The organism is Bacillus sp. SM2101, from assembly GCF_018588585.1.
GTDB classification, from domain to species: Bacteria; Bacillota; Bacilli; order Bacillales; family SM2101; genus Nanhaiella; species Nanhaiella sioensis.
The window spans coordinates 1-1722 of sequence record NZ_JAEUFG010000089.1; the positions used below are offsets into that span (position 1 = coordinate 1).

General features: G+C 34.9%; 2 protein-coding genes. Both read right to left on the bottom strand.

Annotated features, from left to right (window positions below):
* Positions 1-90 precede the first annotated feature (90 nt).
* Complete coding sequence (locus JM172_RS24320) at positions 91-1170, bottom strand: RNA-guided endonuclease TnpB family protein (protein ID WP_214484952.1); 1080 nt, start codon at positions 1168-1170, stop codon at positions 91-93.
* A 4-nt stretch (positions 1171-1174) separates the two neighbouring features.
* On the bottom strand, positions 1175-1573 hold the full coding sequence (gene tnpA / locus JM172_RS24325) for an IS200/IS605 family transposase (protein ID WP_214484953.1): 399 nt from the start codon (positions 1571-1573) through the stop codon (positions 1175-1177).
* Positions 1574-1722 lie beyond the last annotated feature (149 nt).

The following is a 1722-nucleotide window of genomic DNA, read 5'->3' on the forward strand; positions in this document are numbered from 1 at the left end:
TGATTAAACCGAAGTGCATTTCTGCTATCGGAGTATGACCTCGAGATTAGGGTATGCCATTACCCTTCCTAAGACAGTGCATATAGCATCTTAGGCTGATTGACTATTACCATCAATCACAGGTGCATAACGAATGTTCATTGCACCGACTCTATCTCGATGGGTTTCGAACCCACACGAACACTTATAGTTTCTGTCTTTAGCTTTATTTTGTTTCGAACAATTAGGGCAAGCTTGCGACGTATAAGCTGGATTGACATACTCGACTTTGATACCAACTAAATTCGCTTTATATTCAATGAATTGAGCTAAACGATAAAAAGACCATGTATGTAGATTCTTTTCGTTTTTACGGCTTGTTCTTGCCGTTTGCCTAATATTCGTTAATTGTTCTAAACGAATAACAGAAATTTGATTATCAATCGCAAAATTAACAATTGCGCGACTTATTTTGTGGTCTTGGTCTTTCATATATCGTTGTTCCTTATCATCGAGTTTGCGAATAGCTTGTAGTTTTTTAGCCTTACCCAAGCGTTGTCTGTTCTTTCTAAAATACCGTTTAACATACTTATTTTTTCTACCATTACCAAAGAATTTAGTTTTGTTGTTATCTGTTACAGCTACGGCAGGGACTTTCAACCCTAAATCAACGCCCATCACTTTTGTTCCATTCCTATATTCAGTAGGAATAGTGACAGAAATTTGGGCAATCCATTTGTTTGATTTTTTAGTGATACGTAGTGTGCCTAACTTATGTTTTAACAAGTCAAAGTTACGATTCTTTTTATCTACTAATAAAGCACGAACAGGGACTTTTTTAGATTTACCGTTCAACATTAATGGTAGATAAATATTTTCAAAATCGAATGAATAGTTTTGGTTATTCCATACACAAACAGGCTGTTTAAGAACAGGAATTATTTTATATTTACTTTTCTTTATCTTTGTAGAAAATACACTTTTCGCATCCTTAATAGCTTGGTTTTTTACAGCACTCGGTAGGATGGCATTTACGTGCTTACTTGTTTTCTTTGTACTTTTCTTTTCTTCTACCATTTCTGAAATGAGTGTATTAATTGCAGAAATATACTCATAGCTCATCTTGGTTAAAACATCGGCTTGTTCTTTTGTTGGAAGCAATTTAATTTTCACAGTGATTGTTTGTTTCACAGTCTCACCCCCTTGTTTTTTGTTGTTCAACGTATCTTTTAATCGTTTGACTTGATACATTTCCAGCAGTTGAAACGAAATAAGAACGTGTCCATAAGCTCGGCAAGTGTTGAAGATGAGGAAACTCCTTCCTCAATGTACTAGAAGTCACTCCTTTAATTTTTGCCATAATATCAGCAGGACTTAATGTCGGCAAAGCATTAAGAAATAAATGAGAGTGGTCTTTATCACATTCAATAGCAATAATTTGAATGTCCAATTCTTCACATATTTCTTGAACCAACTGCTTAAAACGTTCTTCAACCTTTGTTTGAAGGAATATCTTTCGCCTATACCGTGGGCAGAAAACAAAATGATAGTTAATTAATGAAACAGTAGTCTTGGTTCTTCTATATTCTTCCATAACATTAATTTATCAGTTTTAGTGTTTTACTGCAACAAACAATGTAGGGAATTTCAGATACTTAATGTAGCAGAAGCTACACCGTATCTGATCTCACTACCATCCCACACCTTAAGGAGTGGGCTTTCCCGTTCGTGAAAATCTGTAAG

Excerpts from the sequence above, each read along its gene's own strand:
- tnpA (WP_214484953.1), bottom strand. The coding sequence starts at position 1,573 with ATGGAAGAATATAGAAGAACCAAGACTACTGTTTCATTAATTAACTAT.